This window comes from Bdellovibrionota bacterium (assembly GCA_035292885.1).
GTDB lineage: Bacteria > Bdellovibrionota_G > JALEGL01 > JALEGL01 > DATDPG01 > DATDPG01.
Genome location: DATDPG010000129.1, coordinates 1 through 7,190, shown reverse-complemented (window position 1 = coordinate 7,190; position 7,190 = coordinate 1). Strand labels below are relative to the sequence as shown.

5 protein-coding genes are annotated in these 7,190 nt (G+C 56.6%); 2 read left to right on the top strand and 3 right to left on the bottom strand.

The window, feature by feature from the left end:
* Together VI895_09965 and VI895_09960 are read left to right on the top strand one after the other, a co-directional pair.
* The coding region (locus VI895_09965; GenBank protein HLG20122.1) for an amino acid permease at nt 1-1,305 on the top strand (1,305 nt) is incomplete at its 5' end.
* A gap of 9 nt (nt 1,306-1,314) precedes the next feature.
* A complete protein-coding gene (locus VI895_09960) occupies nt 1,315-2,277 on the top strand; it encodes a lysine exporter LysO family protein (GenBank protein ID HLG20121.1) in 963 nt (320 codons plus the stop codon).
* On the opposite strand, the gene VI895_09955 is transcribed toward VI895_09960, so the two are convergent.
* The 3 genes from VI895_09955 to VI895_09945 all read right to left on the bottom strand — a co-directional run.
* Nucleotides 2,278-2,976: a pirin family protein gene (locus VI895_09955; protein ID HLG20120.1), complete on the bottom strand. Its 699-nt coding sequence runs from the start codon at nt 2,974-2,976 to the stop codon at nt 2,278-2,280.
* A gap of 6 nt (nt 2,977-2,982) precedes the next feature.
* Nucleotides 2,983-6,090 carry an efflux RND transporter permease subunit gene (locus tag VI895_09950; protein HLG20119.1) on the bottom strand — a complete coding sequence of 1,036 codons (3,108 nt, stop codon included), beginning with the start codon at nt 6,088-6,090 and terminating at the stop codon, nt 2,983-2,985.
* Nucleotides 6,087-7,190 (bottom strand): TolC family protein (locus VI895_09945; GenBank protein ID HLG20118.1); only part of this gene is annotated, 1,104 nt, incomplete at its 5' end. The genes VI895_09950 and VI895_09945, both read right to left, overlap by 4 nt.

Below are 7,190 nucleotides of genomic sequence, written 5' to 3'. Positions count from 1 at the left end.
ATCTTTGCAATGGTCCTGGTCATTGTCGGCGGTTTTGTGAGCTATCTTTTCACACCGATGGAACTGATGGGAGAGGAGTTGGCGGCAGCGACAAATCCCGGCGGGGGAGCTCTGGCGGTCCTGACTCCCCTGTTGATTCTTCGGGCGTTCGCTTCCGGATGTACGGCCTTAACCGGCGTGGAAGCCATATCCAACGGAGTTCGGGCGTTCAAACCCCCGGAAGCGGACAATGCTTCAAGAGTTCTCCGTTGGCTGGCGATGATCTTGGCCGTCTTATTTCTGGGGATATGCGCCATGGCTTGGCTGTACGGCGTCGTTCCGAATCCTCACGAGACCGTCATCTCCCAATTGGCGCGAATGATTTACGGCAATAACGTCGTTTATTACTTCATCCAAGCGGCGACCTGCGCGATTTTGATTCTGGCCGCAAATACCAGTTTCAACGATTTTCCTCGGGTAGCCTCGGTCATGGCGGAGGATCTCTTTCTTCCCCGGCAGCTCAAAGCCATGGGGGACCGCCTTGTCTACTCGAACGGAATCATCATGTTGGCCGCGGCGGCGTCGCTCCTTTTGATTCTTTTCCACGCGACGACGCATGCCTTGATCCCGCTATACGCCGTCGGCGTCTTTCTTTCGTTTACGCTCTCCCAGGCCGGGATGGTGGTGCATCACCTGCAGGCCAAAAAACGTCCGGGTGTTCATCACCTGGTCATCAGTGCTGTTGGGTCGGTGGCGACGGCCGTCGTCCTGATCGCCATTCTTATTACGAAATTCACCCACGGCGCATGGATTGTCTCTTTGGTGATTCCGCTTTTCGTGTCCTGGTTCTACGCGGTTCGGAGCCATTATCGATCCGCGGGGGAACAACTGGTCACCGACCTCAAGGTCCCGCCGCGGAAACTCAAACACACCGTTATCGTACCGGTGGCGGGGATTCATAAAGGGGTCGTCGCCGCGCTCGAATACGCAAGGTCGATCTCCAAGAACGTGAATGCCGTGACCGTGGCTTTGGACGACGAATACGGCGAAGCCGTCCAGGCGCGATGGAAGAAATGGGCCCCGGATATACCTCTTACGGTTCTACGCAGTCCGTATCGATCTTTGATCGAGCCGCTTCAACGATACATCCGAGAGGTGGATGAAAGGGACCCCGATGACCTGATTACGGTGGTTATCCCGTCGTTTATTCCGGCCCGCTGGTGGCACAATTTTCTCCACAATCAGACCTCGATCCTTCTATCCGCCGCGTTGCGGGGAATGCGTAACGTGGTGATCACGAGCGTCCGGATTCATCTCGATCGGTAACGTCCCTTGATGTGGATTCTGGGAGCTTTTTTCATGGGGTTGGTGTGCGGTGCTCTGGTCGAACGACGCGGGCGCGTGCGAATCCTTAGATACGCGGAAAAAGGGTTGATGTTCGTTCTCTACCTGCTCTTGATCAGCATGGGTCTTTGGGTGGGGCTGAATGACGAAGTCATCGCAGCCTTCGGCCGCATCGGTCTGGAAGCGTGTATTCTCGCTTTCGGCGCGCTCATGGGAAGTCTTACCTTGGCGCCTCTAGCCCACAAAATCATGAAACCGCCCGAGCACCGGCCGTTTGATTCTGCCGCGAATATTGTGCAAGAATCGGTGAAAATTCAGCCTTTGCAAGGCGTTCGAACAACGTTGTCGGTCTTGGTTTCGTTCCTCTTAGGAGTACTGCTCGGCCGTTTCCATGTCTTTTCAATGTCGATTTCCGCGGCGGAGCAGGGAACGACGATGATTCTTTACCTCCTTCTTGGGATCGCCGGATTTACCGTAGGTGGTGAGCGGACGACGTGGAAAATGGTCCGTCAAACGCGACCGCGGATCTTTGTACTTCCCGGATTCATTATCGTCGGATCGCTGATCGGCAGTGCGTTGGGTTCTTTGATGTTGCCTTCAATGAGTGTGCGGAACGCGATGTCGATTGGGGCCGGTTTGGGTTGGTACAGTCTGGCCAGCGTTATCCTGGCGAAACTTTCGTCTCCGGCGGTGGGCGTGGTGGCTTTGATTGCAAACATGTTGAGAGAGATGGTGACGCTGCTTTTCGCGCCTCAATTGGTGAGGTGGTTTACGCCGCTGGGACCGATCGCGGCCGGCGGGGCGACGACGATGGATTCCACGCTTCCGGTCATCACGCTTTTTTCGGGGAAAGAGTACGCATTTATTTCGGTGTTTAGCGGTGTTGTCTTGAATATCGTCGTGCCGTTTCTCATCCCGGCCGTTTACGCATTCGCGGGTCTTTTCAGTCGATAATCAAGAAAGATCGAAAAGAAGAACTTCACTGGTTTGAGTAAAATTGATCGAAAGCGAAATCTCGTTATCGAGTCCCAAGGCATCAGAATCACTTAAATTTGTATCTCCAATCGCGGCCCGCCCTTTGAGCATCTGAAGCCAAATGGATCGCCCTTTGGCGATGGTGTGTTTCACCTGCTGCCCGCTGGTAAACCGGCCCAGCCAGACGGACGCGTCTTGGTGAATCGTGCAAGAGTTGTCCCGGGCGTCGGGCGACGCAATCAGGGCGAATTTTCCGGCAAATCGCTCGGTAGTCCAGTTCTTCTGCTCATAACTCGGAGGCAATCCTTTCCGGTCGGGCAGAATCCAGATCTGAAAGAGGTGAACGAGTTCCGTCGAAGAAGGATTGAACTCACTGTGCGTGACGCCGGTTCCGGCGGTCATACGCTGGACGTCGCCCGCCCGAATGACGGATCCGGTGCCGAGGCTGTCCTTATGCTCGAGTGCGCCTTCCAGAATATACGTAAGAATCTCCATGTCCCGATGGGAATGAGGGGGGAATCCTTCCGACGGTTGAACGTAGTCTTCGTTGATTACGCGCAGCGTTCGGAAGCCCATCTGATCGGGATCGTAATAATCGCCGAAAGAAAAGGTGTGGAACGTATTGAGCCAACCGTGGTCGAAATGGCCTCTCTCGTCCGCTTTTCGAATTTTTATCATAGGGATTTACGCTCCTTTCGCCGAAGCCGCGGCCGCTTCCTCCCGAATCAAAACGGCGGGCCGCTGCCGTTCGAGGGGGGAGAGAATCTCATAGAGGCAGGGAACGACAAACAAACTCAACGCCGTCGATACCGTAACGCCTCCGATGACCGTAATCGCCATCGGGATTCGGGTCTCCGAACCGGGGCCCAAGGCCAAGGCGGGCGGAAGGGCCGCGGCGATCGTGGAAACCGTCGTCATTAAGATCGGGCGCAGACGGATCGGGCATGCCTCCAGGAGCGCCGGACGAGCGGCTTTTCCCCGATCCCTCACTTGGTTCGTAAAGTCGACGAGCAAAATCGAGTTCTTTTTGACGATCCCCATGAGAAGCAGAAGACCGATGAAACTGAAAATATTGAGCGACTGATTGGCGATCAAGAGGGCCAGCAGGCCGCCGGTGACGCTGAAGGGGAGGGCGATTAGAATCGTGATCGGATGGAGGAAGCTGTTGAACTGCGAGCCGAGGACCATGTAGGAGACGATGATCCCCAAAATGAGGGCCCAGAAAAGTCCTTTAAACGATTCCTGAAACGTCTTCGACCCTCCGGTAAACAAAACGTTGTACCCCTGGGGCAAGATTCGTCCGGCGATCTCCTGGGAGACGTCGATCGCTTTCGTTTGGGAAACGTCCTTTTTCACATTGGAGAAGATCCCGATCGAACGCTGCCGGTCCCGTCGCGTGACGGATTGAAGCGAAGGTTTTTGTACGACGCGCACCACTTCCGAGAGCGGGATGACCTCCCCTCGATTGTTCCGGACCAGGAGCCCTTTGATCGATTCGATCGATTCCCGGTCCTCTTTCGTGAGGCTTAGGCGCACATCGTATCTTCGGCCGCCGTGCGTGTATTTTCCGGCCCGTATGCCGCCGAGCGTGGCGTTGATCGTGCGGGCGATGGAGGCCATGCTGACGCCTCGATCGGCCGCTTTTCCCCGTTCGGGATAAATCCGGATCTCCGGCACGCCGACGCGATAGTCGGTGTCGATATCCTCGAACAGGCCGGCTTTTTCCATTTCATTCGTGATCTGTTTTGAATGCTCCCCCAGCTTGTCCCAGTCCGGGCCTTGAATCGAGAACTCGATCGGAAAACCCCGGTCCGCCGTGAAACCGCGGGTGGAAAGGTCCTGGACGATGGGGCGAACCCCGCCGATGGCGTTGAATTTCTCTCGGGTCTCATCGATGATTTGGTTCTGAGTGAGTACGCGCTCGTTCCGGGGCGCCAGCGTGACGAAAAGAATCCCGGTGTCGACTTCCCCTCCGCCGAATCCGCCGATGGCGGCGAAATATCGCGCCACGTCCTTGCGGCTCGCCAGATATTCTTCGGCTTTCTTGAATTTCGCGTCGGTGTAGTCGAGGGAAGATCCGATGGGCGCCTGCATTCGGACCATGAACATGCTCTGATCTTGAGAAGGAACGAATTCGCTTCGAAGGGTTTTCGTAAGGAGAAGCGAAAGTCCGAAAAGTATGAACGACCCGATGACGACCGCGTATTTCCATCGAAGGGCGCCCGAGAGGGAGATTTGGTATCCCCGCTTCAGTGAATTGAACGCCCGATCGGAGGTTCGGCCGAGCCAGTTGGATTGCGATCCGGCTTCCAAGAATTGCGAGCAGCGCATCGGCGTGAGCGTCAAAGCTTCGAGCAACGACAGGGCGACGGCGACGGAGATCGTCATCCCGAATTGGTAGAAGAAGTAACCGATCACGCCCGACATGAACGCCACCGGGAGAAAGATGGCGATCACGGCCGCGGTGGCCGCCATGGCGGCAAACGCGATCTCCCGGGAGCCGTCCAGGGCGGCGCGTAGCCTCGATTTCCCCCCTTCACGGTTTCGCGTGATGTTTTCCAAGACCATGATGGCGTCGTCGACGACGATCCCGATGGCCAGCGTAAGACCGAGCAACGTGAATGTGTTGAGCGTGAAGCCGAGAAAATAAAGGACCAGGAACGTTCCGAGCACCGACGTCGGAATGGCCAGGAGAATGTTGAGCGTCGAGCTCCAGGAGCCGAGAAAGAGCCAGCAGACGAGGGACGTGAGGATGGCCGAGAGAACCAGCGTGAAATTGAGTTCGGAAACCGAATCCTTGATGAATCGCGTGGAGTCGAAGTTGATGCCGATCTTGAATCCTTCGGGGAGAGACTTGTTGATCACGCCGAGTCGCTCGCGCACGCGTTCGGCGACGTCCACGGCGTTTGATCCGCGTTGTTTACGAATTCCGAGGCCGAGCGCCGGTTCGCCGTTCACGCGGGCGATACGCCGAATGTCGTTCGTGCCGTCCTCGATCGTGGCCACTTCCTTCAGCTTGTAGGGCCGGTAGACCGGCTGGCCTCCTCGCTGGGCGATGACCAGGTCGCCGAACGCCTCGGGCGTCGCCGCTTCCCCCATGACGCGGATATTGAATTCGGTTTCGGAAGTTTCGATCCGCCCGGCGGGGCTTTCCTCATGCTCGGTCTGGATGCTCGAGATGACGTCGTCGATCGTGATTTCCCGTTTCGTCAGTTCATCGGCGTCCACCCAGACTCGGAGATTTCGATCGCTGAAGCCGCCCAAAAAGACGTCTCCCACGCCGGAAATGGTCTGAAGGAACGGCTTGACGTGGTCCTCGGCGTAATCGATCAGTTGTCGGAGCGATTTGTCCTTTCCATAAAAGCCGACCCACATGATCGGCTGATCCTCGGGATTGACCTTCGAAATCAGCGGAGGATCGATTTCCGCCGGCAGCCGTCGCTGGGCTTGGGTAACCTTCGTCTGGACTTCTTGAAGCGCCACATCGATCTCTCGGTTCAATTCGAACTCGATCGTGACCGTGGCGGTTCCCTGGCGGGCGGAGGATTTCACTTCGCGCACGCCCTGGATCGACATGATCGAGTCTTCGACGACGTCGACCACTTCGGTCTCCATGATCTCCGGTGCGGCCCCCTCCAGCATGACGGTCACGCTGATCACCGGAAAGTCGACGTCCGGCATCTGGCTCACGCCGAGACGGGAGAATCCGATCCAGCCGAAGAACATGAGACCGATCATCAGCATCCACGCGAACACAGGGTTCTTGATCGATACTTCAGAAATTCGGCTCATGGCGTCTCCGCCGGAATCTTTCCCCTCGCGGCGTTCAGCTCCGCCAGCAGCTGTTTCGTTCGAAGGCGGGTGTTCTCCAGATCTCGGCGGGTCTGATAAAATTGTTCGAGAACTTTCAGGACGTCCAAGTTCGTCACCAGACCCAGCCGGTATTCCTTCGACTGAAGTTTATAATTTTTTTCATTAAGTTCCGTTGATTTCAAGAGGGCCGAATATCGTTCGAGCGCCGCCAAAAGCAGGGCATGTTTGCTTTGTACTTCGTATTTCGCTTTGCGTTCGGTCTCTTGAAGCGTGAGTTCGCTTTGGCGCACTCGCGCCAGGGCGCCTTTGACTTCAGCCCGCGTCTGCCCTCCCTCAAAAAACGGGAAATTGAGAACAAACTCGAGATCCCAGTCGATATCTTCCACGAAACCGACGCGGTAGGGGTAGTAGCGGCCGATGAAATCGAGGGTTGGTGCGTAGCCGCCCTTGTAAAACCGAACTTCTTTCTTATATCGTTCCACCGAGGCCCGGAGGGCCTCGATATCCGGGCGTTTGGTCACATCGTCCACGCATTCCTGAAGCGTGGGGGCGGTTACGGGGTCGACGGAACCTTCCTCAAGAGGCGGGAGGGTTTCGACGCCCAAATAAAAACCCATCAAGTACTTCAGTGCATTGAGTTCCCCTTCCAGTTGTTTGGTATCCGCTTGCGCACGCTCCCGGTCGGCTTCCACGCTCACGCGCTCGCTCGGCCTCGACTTACCCAGACGCTCGAAATTCGAGAGTTCCCGAATCCGGTCGTTGAGGATTTTGATCGAAGCTTCGAGCAGTTCGATCTCCTTGGCCCGGCTGATCGTGAGATAAAATGCCGTCGCCAGCTCGGCGTACAGACCTTGTTTGGCCCGATCGTATTCAAAAGATCGTTGGCGGACCGTGGCTTTGGAGGCCGCCAGACCGGAGTACTCCCGCAGGCCCGAGAAGAGCGTGTACTTCCCTTCCACCGCCACCTCGGGGCGCGATCGGCGGACGAACGTTCCCTGGACGGATGTGTTTCCGCCGCTTGTGGGTGTGTCGGGAACATCCTGAATCTGTTCCGTGGCCTTCAACGCGAGGCTCGGATA

Excerpts from the sequence above, each read along its gene's own strand:
- VI895_09960 (HLG20121.1), top strand. The coding sequence starts at position 1,315 with ATGTGGATTCTGGGAGCTTTTTTCATGGGGTTGGTGTGCGGTGCTCTG.
- VI895_09955 (HLG20120.1), bottom strand. The coding sequence starts at position 2,976 with ATGATAAAAATTCGAAAAGCGGACGAGAGAGGCCATTTCGACCACGGT.
- VI895_09950 (HLG20119.1), bottom strand. The coding sequence starts at position 6,090 with ATGAGCCGAATTTCTGAAGTATCGATCAAGAACCCTGTGTTCGCGTGG.